This is a genomic window from Curtobacterium sp. VKM Ac-2889 (assembly GCF_015350855.1).
Taxonomy (GTDB): Bacteria; Actinomycetota; Actinomycetes; order Actinomycetales; family Microbacteriaceae; genus Curtobacterium; species Curtobacterium poinsettiae.
On record NZ_JADKSC010000001.1, the window covers coordinates 831,990 to 848,056 of the forward strand.

Genomic DNA, 16,067 nt, shown 5'->3' on the forward strand with positions numbered 1-16,067 from the left:
ACTCCTTCCAGAAGCGGACGTGTTCCCCGTCAGCCGCTTGCGCGGCATCCGGTGAAGCAGACCGTACGCCCGCCGGGGTACCCCACCCCCAGCCCCCGCCAAGGTTTCGCCCCCGCCTTCACGCAGAACACCGGTGTTCGCGGATCACACCCCGGGATGCGGGGGTGCGAAACGTGAACACCGGTGTCTTGCGAGCACCGCCGGGCTCAGACCGACGGGCTCAGACCGCGCGGGTCGAGCGGGTGGTTCAGTGGCGGTCCGCAGCGCCGGCCGGACGGGAGGCGCGGCGCGAGCCACCACGACGGTTGCCGCCCGACTCGTTGCCGGACCGACCCGAGGCGTAGCCGCCCTCGGACGACCAGACGGCCGACGAGCCGCCGCGCACGACGTCACCGCTGCCGGAGCGGCGGTTGCCGCCGCTGCGGCGACCACCGGTCGAACCGGCGGCCGCGGCGCCGGAGCGCCCGGCGCCCTCGGAACGCGCGCCACGGGCCGGACGGCCCTGACGGCCCCCGGCCGAACCGGCGGACTCGCCAGCGGAACCGGAGCGTGCGGGCTGCGCCGCGCCTCCCGACCGACCGCCGCGACCACGGCGACGACCGCCACCGTCACCGGCGGACTCGGCCGAGCGCTGCTTGGGCTGACGCTGCTGGGTGGGCTGCTCCTCGGCGACGTGGCGGATCGGGGCGACCTCGCCGACGAGCGCGGTGACTGCGGCGGAGGTCGAGGTGACGTGCTGCGGCGTGACCTTGATCGCAGCCGCACGCATCATCTGCGCGACGTCGCGACGCTCGGCGGGCATCGTCACCGTGACGACGTCACCGGACGAACCGGCGCGCGCCGTGCGACCCGAGCGGTGCAGGTACGCCTTGTGCTCGGTGGGCGGGTCGACGTGGACGACGAGCTCGACGTTGTCGACGTGCACGCCACGGGCGGCGACGTCGGTGGCGACGAGCACGAGGGCCTCACCGGAGGAGAACTTCGCGAGGTTGCGCTCACGGGCGCCCTGCGACAGGTTGCCCTGCAGGTCGACGGCCGGGATCCCCTGGCTGCTGAGCTGCTTGGCGAGGCGCTTGGCGTGGTGCTTCGTGCGCATGAAGAGGATGCGGCGACCATTGCCCGAGGCGAGGGCACTCACGAGGTGCTTCTTCGCGTCGGCGTCGGCGACCTCGAACAGGTGGTGGGTCATCGCCTCGACGGGGCTGTTCGCCTCGTCGACGGAGTGCATCACCGGGTTGTGCAGGAACTTCTTGACGAGCTTGTCCACACCGTTGTCGAGCGTGGCGGAGAACAGCAGACGCTGTCCCTTCTCGGGGGTCGCCTGCATGATCTTGGTGACGCCGGGCAGGAAGCCCATGTCGGCCATGTGGTCGGCCTCGTCGAGGACGGTGACCTCGATGTCGCCCAGGTTCACGTGGCCCTGCTGCATGAGGTCGGCGAGGCGACCCGGGCAGGCGACCACGACGTCGACGCCGCCGCGCAGGGCGTCGACCTGACGACCCTGACCGACGCCACCGAAGATGGTCGTGGTGTTGAGACCCATGGCCTTGGCGAGCGGGGCGAGCGCGACGTCGATCTGCGTCGCGAGCTCACGGGTCGGGGCCAGCACCAGCGCGCGGGGGCGACCGGCGCGGCGCTTGCGGCCACTGGCGGCGAGGCGGGCGACCAGCGGGATCGCGAACGCGATGGTCTTGCCGGAGCCGGTGCGGCCGCGGCCCAGGACGTCCTTGCCCTGCAGGGAGTCCGGGAGCGTGTCCGCCTGGATGGGGAACGCCATGTCCTTGCCCTGGTCGGCGAGGACGGAGACCATCGGCGCGGGGACGCCGAGGTCGGAGAAACGGATGTCTTCGGTGGTCATGGTGACCTTTCGAGCCGGAGCGAGCCGGCTGTGGGCGCACTTGCGAGGCAGCGCGCGGGCGGGATGCGCGCCAACGGATGTGGCTGGCGCAGTCGCCGCAGCAGAGAAGCCTGGGCACCTTCGTGAGGTGCTCGATCATCGACCGGAGTCCGGAGACAGGTGGTCGGGAGTTCGGGGCGTCCGTACGACGCACGAGGCGATCGGCGCCTCGAGTACGACCAGCATAGCGTGCAGATGCCCGGATCAGCGAGGGCCGGGTGGATCGCCCCGCGCATGCGAGGATTCCGGGGTGCGCATGCGAACCGTCTTGTTGACCACCGCGATGGCCCTGGTGGCCGTCCTCGGTACCGCCGGCTGCGCCGAGGCTGCGACGACCAGCGCGGCCGCCAGCTACCGGAACCTGCCGACCTCGGGCCCTGTGGACTACCAGCTCGGCGGCGGCTACACCCCGCCGTCCGGCGTCACGATCGTCGAGCGGGACAGCACCGACCGCCCGGCGAAGGGCAAGTACAACATCTGCTACGTCAACGGGTTCCAGACGCAGCCCGAGGCCGCCCGCACGTGGAAGAAGTCCTACCCGTCGGCGATCCTCCGCGACCGCGCGGGCAAGCCGGTCGCTGACCCGGGGTGGCCCGACGAGATGCTCCTCGACACCCGGACGGCGGCCAAGCGTGCCCTGATCACGAAGGTGCTCGCGAAGACCGTTGCCCGCTGCGCTGACCGCGGGTTCGACGCGGTCGAGTTCGACAACCTCGACTCCTGGACCCGCAGTGGCAAGCGGCTCACCCGTTCCGGCAACCTGGCGCTCGCGAAGTCGCTCGTCGCCAAAGGACACCGGCACGGCCTGGCCGTCGGGCAGAAGAACACACCGCAGCTCGGGGCATCCGGCCGGAAGCAGACCGGGTTCGACTTCGTCGTCGCCGAGGAGTGCGTGCAGTACCGGGAGTGCGCGGCGTACACGAAGGCCTACGGCGGGCGGGTCATCGACGTGGAGTACTCGGACACCCTCAAGCGCTCGTGGGGGTCGGTGTGCACGCTGAAGAGCCGTCCGGCCATGACGATCCTGCGCGACCGCGACCTGGTGACCCCGAAGGACGACGCGTACGTCTACAAGCGCTGCTGATCGCTCGGGCGTTCCTTCCCAGAACGCGTGCGATGCCTGGTCGAATCGGGCGGAGCGGGTCGGAACTCCCGACTGGGTACGCCCGGAACGACCGGGTACGCCCGGAAGCGCCAGCCAGCCGGGCCAGCCCCGCGCAGCCCTACGCTGGCCAGGCCTCGCGCAACGCGGTCGCGGCCTGGTCCGCCGACAGCCCCGCCGAGCGCGCCGCGCCGGCCAGGGCACGAGCGGCCTCGGCCACGGCGTCCGGGACCGCTGCCGGCCGCACCACCCGGGTGCCGGCGCCCCGTGCGGTGTGCACGAGCCCGGCTTCCTCGAGCAGCTGGTAGGCCTTCGCGACGGTACCGGCGGCGAGGCCGAGCTCGTCCGCCAGCCCCCGCACGCTCGGCAGCCGTTCGCCGTCCACCAGGTACCCGGCGGCGATCTGCGCGGCGATCTGCGATCGGACCTGCTCGAACGGGGGCACGCGGCCGCCGACGTCGAGGGCGACGAGTCCTGTCATGCGTTCCACCCTAGAAGTCGTACTGCTCGCCGACGGGGATCGGGACCGGCACGGTGTTGCCCGGAGGCGCGAGCGGGCACGCCCACGCCGGGTCGTACGCGCACGACGGGTTGTAGGCGAAGTTGAAGTCGAGCACGAGCGACCCGAGGTCGTCGCCGCCCAGGTCCGAGCCCTTGATGGTGTCGAGCAGGTAGCGGCCGCCGCCGTAGGTGCCGCGGGCCTTGCCGGCGCTGGCGTCCTTGACGGGCACGAACACCCCGCCCGCGTAGCCGCCGTGCTTCCAGACGTCGAGGGTGCCGACACCGGGGACCCGCACCAGGCCGAGGCGGTCGAAGTGGACGACGCCGTCGGTGCCGGTCTCGAAGTCGAAGTCGGCGGGCTCCGTGGCCTCGATGCGAACCTGGAAGCGCCAGGCGGGGTCGTAGTCCGGCACCGGCAGGGACTCGAAGTCGCGGGCGTCCTCGTCGAGCAGCGGCGACGCCGGGTGCTCCGCGAACATCGCGTCGCGGGTCTCCCGCCAGAGCGCGTGCGCCGTCTGGGGGTCCGGCGTCGCGCGGACACGGCGGTACAGGTCGAACGTCATCCGCCGCCAATCCGTCGTCGCCAGCGTGCTGCGCACACGGTCGTCGGTCGTCGGCTCCTGGGGGCGCGTCTGGCTCACGTGGACGAGGCTACGCCCGCTGCGCGGTGGACGGGAGGCCCGACCCGCGTCGCGTCACGCGCCGTCGGTCCGCCAGGTGGGCGCGAGGGCACGCATCCGGAACGCCCGCCACTGCCAGATGACCCACATGCCGGGCCACAGGGTGAGGCCGAGGGCGGCCGGTCGCATGCGGTAGGTCAGGCGGTCGAGCAGCAGGGTCCGGCCACCCGGTGCGGGGAGGACGGCCATCCGGTGCGACATCGTCATCCGGCCGAACAGCCCGGACGTGCCGCCGCCGTTGTCGCGCTGCACGGGGACCCCCTGGATCTCGTACAGGTCGAGGTCGACGTGCGTGTCGCCGCTCGGCACCAGGCCGAAGGCATCCGCGGTGATCGGGTGCGGGTGACCGGGTTCCCACCGCTCGGGGAACCCCTGCGGATCGCGTGAGCGGTACGCCAGGAACGGCTTCGTCACCGCCACCATCACGGACGGGGACAGCAGGGCATCGCGCACGGCGTCGACCGGCGCGTCGAGGACGATCCGGAGGCCGACGTGCATGCCGGTGACGCTACGCCCGCGGGCTGGGCGCTGCTCCGTGCGTCGCCCATGCGGGCATCACGCCCGTCGCGGCGCGGGGATCAGGCGTGCCGGGCCGACCGGCGGCGGGACCCCTCGGCGCGGTCGTGCCGGCGGAGCCGCTCGGCCAGTCCGAGCCGGACGGCCGGCCACTCCGACGCGATGACCGAGAAGACCACGGTGTCGCGCAGGGCGCCGTCACGGCCGATCGCGTGGTTCCGGAGCACGCCGTCCTGCTTGGCGCCGAGGCCCGCGATGGCCGCGCGCGACTGCAGGTTGTGCCAGTGGGTGCGGAACTCGACCGCGATGCACTGCCACGCCTCGAACGCGTGCGAGAGCATGAGCAGCTTCGACTCGGTGTTGATCCCCGAGCGCTGGGCGGACTTCGCCAGGAACGTGCTGCCGATCTCGACGTGACGGTTGCCCGTGTCGATGTTCATGAAGGTCGTCGCGCCCACCACCCGCCCGGTCGGCCGGTCCCGCACGGCGAAGGGCACCATGCGGCCGGCATGGTGCTCGGCGAGCCGCCGGTCGATCTCGGCCTCGACCTGTGCCGGAGCGGGCACCGAGGTGTACCAGGTGCGCCACAGATCGCCGTCCGCGACCGCCGCCCGCAGGTCTTCCGCGTGCTCCTGCCCGAGGGGCTCGAGGGTCACACGGTCGCCGGTCAGGGTGGGCACGGGGGCGATCTCCATGACCATGCATCCTACGGTCGCCGACCCTGGCGGAACCCGGTCGGACAGCGACCCTGTGGAGAGGGACAGCATCGCCCCGGCGGCTATCGTGACGGACGTGGCAGAACGCACCCAGGAGAAGTACCAGGTCCGGTTCGCGTGGGGTCCCGGAGGCGCGGCACGCATCGCCCACGGCACCCACCTGCTCGTCTGGGTCGACGCCCTGCCGCCGAGCCCCGACGCCGCCGCGCAGCGGCGCGCGCTCCGGAACGTGAGCGCCCAGCTGCCGGAGGGTCCGGAGGTCGTGCTCGGCCACCTCGGCAACGCGGCGGCGGTCGCGGAACGGGTGACGGGCCTCCAGGCCGCACGTGGTGACCGATGCGTCGTCGCGATCGTGGCCGCCGGGCTGCACCACACCGCGACCCTCGACGACGCGGCCGAGGCGGCGGGGGAGTCCGTCGACGTCGCCGACGCACCCGACTTCGCCGTCGAGGACCTGCTCGCCGCCGGAGCCGTCGTCGACGCACTCACCGAGGTCGGCATCGACCACACCTCACCCGAGGCCGCTGCGGCCTGCGCGGCGTACACGGGGCTCCGCCGTGCCGTGCGGCACCTGGTCAGCGCGTCCGAGGGAGCCGCCGTCCTGAGCCGGGACGACGTGCACGCGGCGCTCGCCGCAGGCCCCGACCTGCCCGTCCTGCGGGAATCGGGGGAGCGCGCGTAGCGTTCGCCCCGTCACGGAACCAGCGAGCGAAGGAGCAACGCCATGAAGGCAGTCGTCGGCGACACGGTGATCGCGGAGGCCCCGGAAGAGGACCTCATCAAGATCGAGGGCAACTGGTACTTCCCGCCGTCGAGCGTGAAGACCGAGCTCTTCACCGAGAGCCCCACCCAGTACCACTGCCCGTGGAAGGGCGACACCCAGTACTTCACGGTGAACGTGGACGGCCAGGCGCTGCAGGACCGCGCGTGGTCGTACCCGACGCCGATCCCGTCGTCGTTCGAGCGTGTCGGCAAGGACTACTCGGGCTACGTCGCGTTCTGGAAGGACGTCCAGGTCGTCGCGTGACGACCGCCGCGCCCTGACCGGTGTGCCTCAGCCGGTCAGGGTGAGCACCACCAGCGCGATGTTGAGCGCCACGATGACCGCCGCGATCACCCACGCCACCACGCGGGTGATCGCGGCGTTCACGTCGGTGCCCATCACGCTCCGCCGTGACGTGTAGACCACGAGCGGCACGATCGCGAAGGCGATCCCGAAGCTCAGCACCACCTGGCTGACGACGAGCAGCATCGTCGCGTCGATGTGCAGCGCGAGCAGCACGATCGCGGGCACCAGGGTGATCGCCCGCCGGGCCACCAGCGGGATCCGCACGTGCAGCAGCCCCTGCATGATCTCCGCCCCGGCCATGCAGCCCACCGAGGTCGAGGCCAGGCCGGACGCCAGCAGTCCGACGGCGAAGAGCACCCCGACGACCGGGCCCACGTTCTCGGCGATGGCCCGCTGCGCCCCGGGGATCGAGTCGGTGCCCGCGACGCCCGGCAGGGTGGCCGCGGCGAGGACGAGCATCGCGATGTTCACCCCACCCGCGACGATCAGGGCGAGCCCGACGTCCCACCGGGTCGCGACGAGCACCCGGCGACGCTCCGGCCCGGCGGGGACGTCCCCGTGACGGTCCCGGGCGAGCGCCGAGTGCAGGTACACGGCGTGCGGCATCACGGTCGCGCCGAGCATCGAGGCCGCGAGCAGCACCGACCCGGCGCCCTCGAACCGCGGCACGAGCCCGGCGACCAGGTCGGCCGGTGTGACCCGGGCGAACAGCAGCCCGGCGCAGAAGCCCACCGTCAGGATCGCGAGCATCGCCGTCACCACGGTCTCGAACAGGCGCGTGCCCCGGCGGCTGTGCAGGGTCAGCAGCAGCATCGAGACGAGCCCGGTGATGATCCCGCCGACCACGAGCGGCAGGTCGAAGAGCAGGTAGAGGGCCAGCGCGCCGCCGATCACCTCGGCGATGTCGGTCGCTGCCGCCACGATCTCGGCCTGGCCCCAGAACAGCAGGCGCGGCGCGCGCCGCATCCGCAGGCCCAGGTGTTCGGGCAGCGACTTGCCCGTCACCACCCCGAGCTTGGCGGACAGGTACTGCACCACCACGGCGCTGGCGTTCGCGGCCACGAGCACCCAGAGCAGCAGGTAGCCGTACTCGGCCCCGGCGGTCAGATTGGCGGCGACGTTGCCCGGGTCGACGTAGGCGATGGCTGCGACGAAGGCCGGTCCGAGCAGGGTGAGGCCGGCTGCACGACGACGCGGGGCACCGGGTGGGCGCTCGTCGAGCCGGGTGCTGGCAGTGTCGGTCATGCACCGATCCTGCCAGAGGATTCGGGGCGCCGAATCTTTTTCTTCGCCCTTGCTGCGTTCGGTGGCCACCACGCCCGTGCGCGTGCCGTGCGCGGTCGCGATCCGTCGGCTGGGATGCCGTCGAGCGACGGTTGGTGACCGCTCGGCGGAGGCGAGCGGGGTGTCGTGACCGCTCGCGGAAGGCGGACGGGAGGCCCGTGGCGGCGCTGCCACGCGCCTCCCGGCCGGTGGCTGGTCGCGACTCGTCGCTTGTGTTGCGTCGGCTGGTCGCGATCCGTCGGCGGCGAGGCCGTCGGGCGACGGTTGGTGACCGCTCGGCAGAGATGAGCGGGGCGTCGTGACCGCTCGCAGAGGGCCGGTGGCTGGTCGCGAACGGCGGACTGGAGGCCCGTGGCGGCGCTGCCACGCGCCTCCCGGCCGGTGGCTGGTCGCGACTCGTCGCTTGTGTTGCGTCGGCTGGTCGCGATCCGTCGGCGGCGAGGCCGTCGGGCGACGGTTGGTGACCGCTCGGCAGAGATGAGCGGGGCGTCGTGACCGCTCGCGGAAGGCCGGTGGCTGGTCGCGACTCGTCGCTTGCTTCGCGTCGGCTGGTCGCGATCCGTCGGCTGCGCCGCCGTCGGGCGACGGTTGGTGACCGCGCGGCGGTGGTGAGCGGGGTGTCGTGACCGCTCGCGGAGGGCGGACGGGAGGCGGTCAGGCTGTGCTCAGTGCCTGCTCACTCCGCTGCCCGGCGGGCGCGGTGCGCCCGGACCTTCGCACGGTTGCCGCACCGCTGCATCGAGCACCAGCGCCGGGTCCCGCCGCGCGACGAGTCGTAGAACACCAGGCCGCAGTCCTCGGCCGAGCAGCGGCTCAGCCGGGTCGGGCGGCCGTCGGCCTCGACGTCGTCGAAGCCGACCTCGGTGAAGAGCGCGACGGCGTCGCGCGCGACGCTGGACAGGGCCTGGGCCAGGCGGACCCGGTTGGCTCCGGCGCGGCGTCGGCCACCCGGGAGGCTCGGGGGCACGTCCGGCAGGGCGGCGAACAGGTTGACGGTGTCGATGTCGTCGGGCGCGGGGCGCGTGCGGCCGGCTCCGGCGCGCAGGCCCGCCGCCACGGCGGTGCGCTCGGCGGCCGTGCTCGCCGGCGCGGGGGCGGCGGCGACGGCCAACCGGGCGATCGCGGCGCGCAGGGCGCGGGCGTCCTGCAGCTCGCGGCCGCTGGCGCCGACGTCGATCGGCTCGGTGTGCTCGCTGAGCCACTCGTCCAGGTCGGCCGGGCTCGCGAGCAGTTCGCCGAGCTGCGACCGCGGGCGTCGTCCGGCGGAGTCGTCGGCGAAGCCACCCGTGTGCGCGAAGTCGAGCGCGATCCGTCCGGCGTCGAAGAACCAGGAGGAACCGGCGTCCGTGCGGATGTGCTGCCCCGTGTGCATCCGCCCAGGCTAACGGGTTACCGGCGCGCCTCCGTGCGTCGGGCACCTCATGCGGTAGTCGACGCCATCGTGGCCGCGTCGTCGTCGGCGGTCCGGCGCCGCCAGGTGATGACGTTCCGGGCGTCGAACCGTCGGGAGCAGCGGGCACAGGCCAGGGGGCGTGTGGGGGTGCGGTACCGGAAGTGCTCGTGGCCCGCGGGGCAGCTGCCGATCCACGGTGCGAGCTCGCTGGCGATCGGCCCGTCGTGCAGGCGGGAGCCGGTGTACCCGATCGACGCGGCCGTGCGCTTCCACTTCGGTCCGTGTGCCGCCCGTGCGCCGGCGAGGGCGTGGGCGACCTCGTGCAGCAGGACCTGCTCGACGTCGTGATCGGAGAACCGGGTGGCCAGGTGACGGCTCACGGTGATCCGCTTCCGCGCGAAGTCGCACTGGCCGGCGCGGGTCTTCGCGTGGTCGAACCCGAACGCCCAGGTGCCGGCGCCGAGGTGTTCTGCGATCAGGGCCTCGGCGCGGAGCCGGACGGTCTCGAGCGCGGTCACTGCTCGGCGCGCGGGTCGGCCTGGCCCTTCTTCGCTGCCCGGGCCGCGATCCGACCCCAGATGTCGTCGGCCTCGGTCCGCGCGGCGTCGGGCGCACCGAGCACGCGACGGCGGATCGGCGGGGCCTGCTTCACCGGCTCGGCGACGCGGGTGACGGGTTCGTCGTCCTCGGCGCGACGGGCGGCGACCTCGCGGGCCGTCCGGGGCTTGTCCGACGGTTCCGCCGGGTGCGTGATGGCGGCACGCATCGCGGCCTCGACCGCGGTGCGCAGGGCGTCGGTGCGCTCCGACGGCGCCCCCGCCTGGCGGAAGGCCTGGTAGGCCCGCGACAGGGCGGCGCGCGCCTCGTCGAAGCGGTCGTTCTCGAACAGCGACCAGCCCTCGATCTCGGCGGCGGCACCTTCGAGTTCCGGCCACTCCTCGGTGGCGGCGGTGTCGCGGGCCATGGCGGCTTCGTTGGCGGCGCGGTCGTGGCGCCCCAGGTCGTGCAGGACGTGCGCACGACGGATCCGCGCGGCGACCTTGTCCTGGCGCTCCCCGGTGAACATCGCGAGACGGAACACCTCTTCCGCGATGACGAGCGACTCGTCCAGACGACCGAGCAGACGGAGCAGCTCGGCCCGTTCGGCGAGGGCGTCGGTGCTGCGGCTCTGACCGAGGTCGCGGAGCCGCTGGTGCACGGCGTCGACGTCGACCGCGGGTCGCAGGCTGATGGGCGCGAAGGTGCTGCCCGGGCTGACCCCGGCCGTCACGGGAGCCGCGTGGCGCGGTTCACGGGAACGGTCGGACGGGTCGGGCAGCTGGCGGTCGTCGGGCGGGAGGGACATCGGTTCGAGGGTAGCCGCGGTCTGCCGGGAGCCGTCGGTGCGACGCGCTCAGGTTGCGCGGGTGCGGCGGTCCGGGGTGCCCGGCGGAACGACCGACGGCCCGCCGTGCCGGAGCACGACGGGCCGTCCGGAGCGGTCGATCAGGAGTTGGCGGCCACCGCGGCGGCAGCGGCCACGCCGACGTAGGTGACCAGCGTCGCGATCGTGGCGACGACGGCCAGGACGATCGCGAAGATGCCCCAGCCGCGACCACGCTTGGTCACGGCGGCGATGATGCCCTGCACGAGCGCCCAGAGCCCGAGGATCGCGGCGACGCCGGCGATCACCGCACCGACACCGATCTGCGAGATGACGGCCGGGTCGTTCATGAGCTGACGCTGCAGCTCCTGCTGGTCCGGGGTGGCACCGCTGCTCGGGACGAGGTTGTTGATCGCGTCGCTGTTGGCGAGCGCCGACCCCATCACGTACCCACCGATGACGCCGATCACGAGCGCGGCGAGTCCGAGGACGAACGCCACCACACCGAGGGTCTTCTTCTTGGGCTTCGGCTCGTCGTAGCTCTGCCAGGCCGGGGCACCGGAGTGCGACGGCGCGGCGGCGTACGGCTGCTGGTCGTGGCCCTGCTCGTGACGCTGCTGGTCGTTCCAGCTCGGCGTGCTCGACGGCTGGTCGTACTGCTGCTGTCCGTACTGCTGCTGCCCGTACTGACCCTGCTGCTCGCCGTTCGGCTGGCCGTACTGCTGCTGGCCCTGCCCGTACTGCTCGCCGTACTGCGGGGTCGAGGTCGGCGTCGGGTCCACCCGCTCGCCGTACCGCGGGGCGTCGGCGTCGGGCCGCTGCTGCGGGGCTTCGCCCCAGCTCGGCGCCTGGCCGTCGCCCGTCCGGTCCTGGTCGTTCCGGTCGTCGTTCGTCATCAGGGTTCCCATCGCTCGGTCGCGCACCTGCGCGGTCGTTCAGACCATCCTGACAGCCGGACCGGCCGAACGCCCGAAGTCCGTCCCCGGCGAGGCCCCGCGCGGGCGTCAGCCCCCGAACACGCTCCGGTTCGGCTCGGGGGACGCGACCGCCGTCTGGTCGGTGACGATCGGCGCTCCGGCGATGAACGAGCGGAGCTCCGCACCGTGCACGACCTTCGCCGGCATCGGGTCCGACGAGTACCGCCTGGGCATGTCCGCCACCGGCAGGTCGGTCGGCGAGCCGAGCAGCACGATGTTGCCGAACCGTCGGCCCTTGAGCATCCCGGTGTCCGCGACCGCGGCGACCGAGGGCAGCACCGACTGCAGGGTCGACGCCTGTCCGCGGGCGAAGGCCAGCCCGGCGCCGTCGGCCACGTTCACCGCGACGATGCCCGTCGGCGACAGGAACGCGGCGACCTCGCGGTAGAACTCGACGCTCGTCACGTGGGCGGGGATCTGCGAACCGCCGAACACGTCCACCACCGCCAGGTCCACCGTGCCGCGCAGGCCGGCGGGCAGCTTGCCGAGGACCTCGCGGGCGTCGCCGTACCGCACCCGGATCGAGGCGCCGCGGGGGAACGGCAGGGCCTCGCGCACGTGCTCGACCAGGTCGCGCTCGAGCTCGATGACCTGCTGCCGCGAACCCGGACGCGTCACGGCGACGTAGCGGGGCAGGGTCAGTGCCCCGGCGCCCAGGTGCAGCGCCGTGACCGGGCCGTCGGGCAGCAGGTCGATCGCGTGCCCGATCCGCCGGATGTACTCGAACGCCAGGTGGGTCGGGTCCTCGAGGTCCACGTGCGACTGGGGGGTGCCGTCCACCACCAGGGTGAAGGACCCCGGCCGGTGCCGGTCCGGCTCCACCACCGAGTACCCCGCACCGATCCGGAACCCGTCGAACGCATCAGCCATGCGGTCAATGGAACACCACCGCGATCACCACCCGCGTCCCCACCCCTGGTTGGTGTGCCCGGGGGACACCCGGAACGAGGCTGATCACACCGGTCGGGAAGGCCCCGCCGGACCACTTCGAAAGGCACACCATGTCGGTCCAGCTCCTCGCGAACGTGCTCATCGGCCTCGCCCTCGTCGGCCTCCTGGCGTACCGGCAGGCGACCTGGCGGTCCCTCGACCCGGCGCGCATCTGGCGGGGTCCGCTCGTCATGGCGATCGTCGGGGTGGTCGTCCTCGCGCAGACCACGACGACCGTCACCACCACCGACGTCGTGTTCCTCGGACTCGAGGCCCTGCTCACCGTCGCCGTCGGCCTGGCGATGGGGGCCATGACCCGGTTCCGCACCGTGACGACACCGGACGACAAGGGCCGGACCCTGCAGTCCCGCACCGGTTGGCTCGGCGCCGGCCTCTGGATCGTCCTCATCGCCGCCCGCATCGGCCTCGACGTCCTCGGTGGCCACCTCGGTGCGCACCTGCTCACCTCGACCGGCACGATCCTGCTCGTGCTCGCCCTGAACCGAGCCGCCCGCGCCCTGGTCGTCGACCAGCGCATCCCCCGCGGGACCGACCGCTCGGCGACCGCCGGCCGCGGCATGATGGTGCGGTGAGCCTGCCGACCGAACCGGAGCGGACCGACCCCGCCGGGGTCCGGTCCCGCTCCGGCGTCTCGTGGCTGCTCAACGGCGTGGGCATCGCCGTGGTCGCCTTCTGGTTCGTCCGGAACGGCGTCCTGCTCCACCACCCCGCGTGGGTCTGGGTCCTCGGGGCCGCTGCGCTCGCCGCCTGGGCTGTCCGTGAAGGGGCACGCACACCCCGGGTCCTCGTCGCCGCAGCCGGCGTGATGGTCGCCGCCGGATCGCTCACCGTGGTGCCGACCGACTCGCTGCTGGTCGTGCCGGTGATCGTCGGGCTCGTCGTCCTCGGTGCCGACCTCCGCCTGCCGGTCTGGACGGCCGCGGTCGCCGCGCTCGCCGCCGTCGTGGTGGTCGCCGTCACCGCGACGCTCGAGCAGACGTCCGTGCAGTTCGTCCTCGGCGTGAGTGGCGGGCTGCTGCTCGGCGTGCTCGTCGGGTTCAGCCGTCGGCAGGCGCGGCTCACGACGGCGCAGGCCCGCGAGACCGAGCGCCAGCAGCAGCGCGCACGGCTCCTCGCCGACCGGTCGCGGGCGTCCCGGGACATCCACGACGTCCTCGCCCACTCGCTCGGCGGCCTGGTGCTGCAGCTCGACGCGGTCGAGGCCCTGCTGGAGGCCGGCCGCGTCGACGAGGCCACCCGCCGTGCCGGTGACGCCCGCGCGCTCGCCGCCGACGGTCTGGCCGAGGCGCGGCGTGCGGTGCACGCGCTCCGCGACGAGCCGCACTCCGGACGACCAGTTCCCGACGAGCCCCGGACCCACCGACCGCAGCCCGACCAGCCGGAGCCGACCCGTGCCTCCAGTCCGTCCGCAGACCGCGGGGCGGGCCTGACGGCCCTCGTCGACGCGCACCGCTCGTTCGGCGGCGAGGCCGTGGTGCAGGGCGACGCGACCCTCGCGGTCCTCGACGACGCCCACCGTGCCGCCGTGGTCCAGGTCGTCCGGGAGGCCCTCAGCAACGCCCGCAGGCACGCCCCCGGCCGCCCCGTGTCCCTGTCCGTGATCCGGGACGGCGACGCCGTGGACGTCGTCGTGGCGAACCCGTTGCCCAGCGGCGGCCAGGGGCTGCTCGGGATGCGCGAGCGGTTCGCGGAACTCGGCAGCGAGGCCACGGTCGAGGCCGAGCGTTCCGACGACGAGTTCGTCGTCGCCATGCACCTGCCCGTCGACGGCACGCGCGAGGCGGACACTGCGGACGACGCGGACGCGGCGGTCGTCGCCGAGGACGACCGCTCGTGACCATCCGGGTGCTCGTGGTCGACGACCAGGCCATCGTCCGCGACGGCCTGGTGACGGTGCTGTCGCTCGTGCCCGACCTGCGGGTGGTCGGGCAGGCGGCCGACGGGGCCGAGGCGATCGCCGCCGTCGGCCGGGACACACCCGACGTCGTCCTGATGGACCTGCGGATGCCGGGCGTCGACGGGCCGACCGCCACCGCACGGATCGTCGCCGAGCACCCCGGGGTCGCGGTGCTGGTGCTGACGACGTACGCCGACGACGACTCCATCGTCACCGCGATGCGGGCCGGGGCGCGTGGCTACCTGACGAAGGACGCCGGGCGGGCGGAGATCGCGGCCGCGGTGCGTGCGGTGGCCGCGGGGCAGTCGACCTTCGACGCGACGGTGGGAGCGCGGCTCGTGGCACACCTCGTCGGTGGTGCCGGTGCCGGTTCCGGTGGCCCTGCTGCTGCGCCTGCGGAGCCCGATCCCGGCCCGGCGCTCGGTGCGCGGTTCCCGGACCTCACCCCGCGCGAAGTGGACGTCCTCGAGCGCATCGCCGACGGTCGGACGAACCCCGAGATCGCCGCCGAGCTGTTCCTGACGGTGCCCACCGTGAAGTCGTACGTGAACCAGGTCTTCGCGAAGCTCGGGGTCCGCACCCGCGCCGAGGCCGTCGCCCGCGTCCTGCGCTGACCGTCGGCAGCCCGACGTCGTCCCCGGGTGACGCACTCGGGACAGGTGGATGCGTGCACATCGACGGCCAGCGGACGCCAAGACTCGTCGCCTACCGTTGACGCCTGTCGTCACGACGCCCGAGCGTCGATGCGTGTGTGCCCCACACCCCACGCGTCCGCCCGGACACCGTGACCACGACGTGCCCCTGAGCGCCCCCACCGCTCGAGCGTGCGCGCCGTCGGCGTGCTGCTGCGCGCCACCCCTCCGGCCACCCGCGCGCGCTGGCCGTCGAACGCACCGCACCCGATGACGAGTGCACCACTGCTGATCCGCCGCAGGAGACCTCCGTCATGACCGCCGACACCATGAGCGTGCCCACCACACGCCGCACCACCCCGGACCCCCACCGGTCCGGGAGCCGACCCACCCGGGCGATCCGGGCCTCCAGGCCGTTCCACGCCGACCGCGAGGCGGCGCCGACCTGGATGCGCGTCGTCGGCACCGCGCTGTTCGTGGCCGGCGCCGGGCTGTCCGCCGCCGTGCTCGGCTGGCCGGGCGATGCACCCGAGGTCGCGCTCCTGGTGCCGGGACTGCTCGCCGTCGCCCTCGGACTGCTGCTCGTCCTCGCCCGTGCCGGGTTCACCGTCACCGAGCGGCACGTGACCCTGCACTTCCGTCCGCTCCCGCCGCGACGCATCGCGCGCCGGCGGATCACCGACGTCCGTCTGGTCGAGGCGGACGCGGCCACCTACGGCGGGGTCGGCCTGCGGATCCGTCGCGGCGTGCGGGCGCTCATCCTCACGCCGGGGCTCGGGATCGAGCTCACCGACGACCGGGGGCGGGTCACGTTCGTCCGCACGCGGCGTCCCGAGGACGCGTTCCGTGCGCTGGCCGGACTGCCGGGCGGGCCGGGAGGCGCGGATCGCGTCGATCGCGAGCGTCTGGGCTGAGCAGGGGGCGCGTCCGGGCTGCACATCGGATGCGTCTCGGCTGCCTGCGCAGGGGAATGGAAGCGGCGTCCGGCGGCTTATACACGCCACTGCCGAATCCGGTCAAGCCGGGACTGGACAGCACGCCGCGGAGCGAACTATGATGACAGTTCGCGCTCCCTGGCATCCGTGTCGT

Annotated in this window: 18 protein-coding genes; 7 read left to right on the forward strand and 11 right to left on the reverse strand. The window is 73.5% G+C overall.

The features are described from left to right. Positions 1–247 precede the first annotated feature (247 nt). Positions 248–1,858, reverse strand: coding sequence for a DEAD/DEAH box helicase (locus tag ITJ50_RS04205; protein WP_194589984.1), 1,611 nt, complete (start codon positions 1,856–1,858; stop codon positions 248–250). A gap of 295 nt (positions 1,859–2,153) precedes the next feature. Here ITJ50_RS04205 and ITJ50_RS04210 point away from each other — a divergent pair, with 295 nt between their 5' ends. Continuing rightward, the gene (locus ITJ50_RS04210; RefSeq protein ID WP_228500755.1) at positions 2,154–2,981 is read left to right on the forward strand and encodes an endo alpha-1,4 polygalactosaminidase; all 828 of its coding nucleotides are present in this window, start codon (positions 2,154–2,156) and stop codon (positions 2,979–2,981) included. A 139-nt stretch (positions 2,982–3,120) separates the two neighbouring features. Here ITJ50_RS04210 and ITJ50_RS04215 read toward each other — a convergent pair whose 3' ends face one another. The 4 genes from ITJ50_RS04215 to ITJ50_RS04230 all read right to left on the reverse strand — a co-directional run bounded on the left by ITJ50_RS04215 (position 3,121) and on the right by ITJ50_RS04230 (position 5,397). After that, on the reverse strand, positions 3,121–3,480 hold the full coding sequence (locus tag ITJ50_RS04215; protein WP_031259158.1) for a GntR family transcriptional regulator: 360 nt from the start codon (positions 3,478–3,480) through the stop codon (positions 3,121–3,123). A gap of 10 nt (positions 3,481–3,490) precedes the next feature. Further along, on the reverse strand, positions 3,491–4,063 hold the full coding sequence (locus ITJ50_RS04220; RefSeq protein WP_056072354.1) for a DUF1684 domain-containing protein: 573 nt from the start codon (positions 4,061–4,063) through the stop codon (positions 3,491–3,493). Positions 4,064–4,195: 132 nt separating this feature from the next. Next, positions 4,196–4,678 (reverse strand): hypothetical protein, encoded by a 483-nt coding sequence (locus ITJ50_RS04225; RefSeq protein ID WP_194589986.1) that lies wholly within the window; start codon positions 4,676–4,678, stop codon positions 4,196–4,198. Positions 4,679–4,758: 80 nt separating this feature from the next. Then, entirely contained in the window at positions 4,759–5,397 is a 639-nt protein-coding gene (locus ITJ50_RS04230) for a GNAT family N-acetyltransferase (protein ID WP_194589987.1), read from the reverse strand. A 91-nt stretch (positions 5,398–5,488) separates the two neighbouring features. Here ITJ50_RS04230 and ITJ50_RS04235 point away from each other — a divergent pair, with 91 nt between their 5' ends. Beyond that, positions 5,489–6,094: a 2-phosphosulfolactate phosphatase gene (locus tag ITJ50_RS04235; protein WP_031259161.1), complete on the forward strand. Its 606-nt coding sequence runs from the start codon at positions 5,489–5,491 to the stop codon at positions 6,092–6,094. 42 nt (positions 6,095–6,136) lie between these two features. Further along, positions 6,137–6,439 (forward strand): DUF427 domain-containing protein, encoded by a 303-nt coding sequence (locus ITJ50_RS04240; protein WP_017885855.1) that lies wholly within the window; start codon positions 6,137–6,139, stop codon positions 6,437–6,439. A 27-nt stretch (positions 6,440–6,466) separates the two neighbouring features. On the opposite strand, the gene ITJ50_RS04245 is transcribed toward ITJ50_RS04240, so the two are convergent. The 6 genes from ITJ50_RS04245 to ITJ50_RS04270 form a co-directional block, all read right to left on the reverse strand. Then, on the reverse strand, positions 6,467–7,726 hold the full coding sequence (locus ITJ50_RS04245; protein ID WP_017885856.1) for an Nramp family divalent metal transporter: 1,260 nt from the start codon (positions 7,724–7,726) through the stop codon (positions 6,467–6,469). 715 nt (positions 7,727–8,441) lie between these two features. After that, on the reverse strand, positions 8,442–9,137 hold the full coding sequence (locus tag ITJ50_RS04250) for a CGNR zinc finger domain-containing protein (RefSeq protein ID WP_056072072.1): 696 nt from the start codon (positions 9,135–9,137) through the stop codon (positions 8,442–8,444). 47 nt (positions 9,138–9,184) lie between these two features. Continuing rightward, positions 9,185–9,676, reverse strand: coding sequence for a SprT-like domain-containing protein (locus ITJ50_RS04255; protein WP_071250131.1), 492 nt, complete (start codon positions 9,674–9,676; stop codon positions 9,185–9,187). Then, positions 9,673–10,503, reverse strand: coding sequence for a hypothetical protein (locus tag ITJ50_RS04260; RefSeq protein WP_194589988.1), 831 nt, complete (start codon positions 10,501–10,503; stop codon positions 9,673–9,675). Before ITJ50_RS04260 ends, ITJ50_RS04255 begins: the two co-directional genes overlap by 4 nt. 140 nt (positions 10,504–10,643) lie before the next feature. Beyond that, positions 10,644–11,417, reverse strand: a complete 774-nt coding sequence (locus ITJ50_RS04265; protein WP_139179594.1) for a DUF308 domain-containing protein — start codon at positions 11,415–11,417, stop codon at positions 10,644–10,646. A gap of 108 nt (positions 11,418–11,525) precedes the next feature. Next, positions 11,526–12,368, reverse strand: coding sequence for a spermidine synthase (locus ITJ50_RS04270; protein ID WP_017885553.1), 843 nt, complete (start codon positions 12,366–12,368; stop codon positions 11,526–11,528). Positions 12,369–12,499: 131 nt separating this feature from the next. Here ITJ50_RS04270 and ITJ50_RS04275 point away from each other — a divergent pair, with 131 nt between their 5' ends. From ITJ50_RS04275 to ITJ50_RS04290, 4 genes are all read left to right on the forward strand, one after another. Continuing rightward, positions 12,500–13,021, forward strand: a complete 522-nt coding sequence (locus ITJ50_RS04275) for a hypothetical protein (protein ID WP_194589989.1) — start codon at positions 12,500–12,502, stop codon at positions 13,019–13,021. Then, the gene (locus ITJ50_RS04280) at positions 13,018–14,286 is read left to right on the forward strand and encodes a sensor histidine kinase (RefSeq protein WP_017885551.1); all 1,269 of its coding nucleotides are present in this window, start codon (positions 13,018–13,020) and stop codon (positions 14,284–14,286) included. The genes ITJ50_RS04275 and ITJ50_RS04280 overlap by 4 nt, the downstream gene beginning before the upstream one ends. Then, on the forward strand, positions 14,283–14,960 hold the full coding sequence (locus ITJ50_RS04285) for a response regulator transcription factor (RefSeq protein WP_017885550.1): 678 nt from the start codon (positions 14,283–14,285) through the stop codon (positions 14,958–14,960). Before ITJ50_RS04280 ends, ITJ50_RS04285 begins: the two co-directional genes overlap by 4 nt. Positions 14,961–15,292: 332 nt before the next feature. Beyond that, positions 15,293–15,892 carry a hypothetical protein gene (locus tag ITJ50_RS04290; protein WP_017885549.1) on the forward strand — a complete coding sequence of 200 codons (600 nt, stop codon included), beginning with the start codon at positions 15,293–15,295 and terminating at the stop codon, positions 15,890–15,892. The last annotated feature ends 175 nt before the right edge of the window (positions 15,893–16,067 follow it).

Bases quoted from the DNA above. Each gene is read 5' to 3' on its own strand.
- ITJ50_RS04250 (WP_056072072.1), bottom strand. From the start codon at position 9,137: ATGCACACGGGGCAGCACATCCGCACGGACGCCGGTTCCTCCTGGTTC.
- ITJ50_RS04265 (WP_139179594.1), bottom strand. From the start codon at position 11,417: ATGACGAACGACGACCGGAACGACCAGGACCGGACGGGCGACGGCCAG.
- ITJ50_RS04275 (WP_194589989.1), top strand. From the start codon at position 12,500: ATGTCGGTCCAGCTCCTCGCGAACGTGCTCATCGGCCTCGCCCTCGTC.
- ITJ50_RS04215 (WP_031259158.1), bottom strand. From the start codon at position 3,480: ATGACAGGACTCGTCGCCCTCGACGTCGGCGGCCGCGTGCCCCCGTTC.
- ITJ50_RS04210 (WP_228500755.1), top strand. From the start codon at position 2,154: ATGCGAACCGTCTTGTTGACCACCGCGATGGCCCTGGTGGCCGTCCTC.
- ITJ50_RS04240 (WP_017885855.1), top strand. From the start codon at position 6,137: ATGAAGGCAGTCGTCGGCGACACGGTGATCGCGGAGGCCCCGGAAGAG.
- ITJ50_RS04290 (WP_017885549.1), top strand. From the start codon at position 15,293: ATGACCGCCGACACCATGAGCGTGCCCACCACACGCCGCACCACCCCG.
- ITJ50_RS04260 (WP_194589988.1), bottom strand. From the start codon at position 10,503: ATGTCCCTCCCGCCCGACGACCGCCAGCTGCCCGACCCGTCCGACCGT.
- ITJ50_RS04245 (WP_017885856.1), bottom strand. From the start codon at position 7,726: ATGACCGACACTGCCAGCACCCGGCTCGACGAGCGCCCACCCGGTGCC.
- ITJ50_RS04205 (WP_194589984.1), bottom strand. From the start codon at position 1,858: ATGACCACCGAAGACATCCGTTTCTCCGACCTCGGCGTCCCCGCGCCG.
- ITJ50_RS04270 (WP_017885553.1), bottom strand. From the start codon at position 12,368: ATGGCTGATGCGTTCGACGGGTTCCGGATCGGTGCGGGGTACTCGGTG.
- ITJ50_RS04225 (WP_194589986.1), bottom strand. From the start codon at position 4,678: ATGCACGTCGGCCTCCGGATCGTCCTCGACGCGCCGGTCGACGCCGTG.
- ITJ50_RS04220 (WP_056072354.1), bottom strand. From the start codon at position 4,063: ATGACGTTCGACCTGTACCGCCGTGTCCGCGCGACGCCGGACCCCCAG.
- ITJ50_RS04230 (WP_194589987.1), bottom strand. From the start codon at position 5,397: ATGGTCATGGAGATCGCCCCCGTGCCCACCCTGACCGGCGACCGTGTG.